Raw genomic sequence first — 361 nt, forward strand, 5'->3', positions numbered from 1 at the left:
CGCCGATACCCAAAAGCTTGCAGCGCGCCAAGCGCATTTTGCATTTCACACTGCCCAATTTCTCGCCAGTTTCATAGCAGCGGCGCGCTTCCTTTCCGTCCTGCGCAACGACGACGCCGTTTTCATAAAAACGCCCCAACGCCCACCAGGCGCTGTCGTCATTCCCATCGGCAGCTTTGCGGTAATGGGCATACGCCTCAGACAGCTTCCCTGCCTGCTCCAAATGCCATCCCATGTTGTAATCCGCCATGGCTTCGCCCAGCTCCGCCGCGCGGCGATACCATTCCATGGCCGTTTCCAAATCCCGCGGCACGCCCCGTCCCATCGCATAACATTCGCCCAGGCTATTCATGGCAGCCGG

General features: G+C 59.6%; 1 pseudogene. It reads right to left on the reverse strand.

Annotated elements, in window-relative coordinates:
- A pseudogene (locus GPK83_RS14745) lies at positions 1–289 on the reverse strand (hypothetical protein); the annotation flags it as partial.
- Positions 290–361 lie beyond the last annotated feature (72 nt).

The sequence above is a fragment of the Clostridium sp. MCC328 genome (assembly GCF_018785465.1).
GTDB classification, from domain to species: Bacteria; Bacillota; Clostridia; order Lachnospirales; family Lachnospiraceae; genus Pilosibacter; species Pilosibacter fragilis.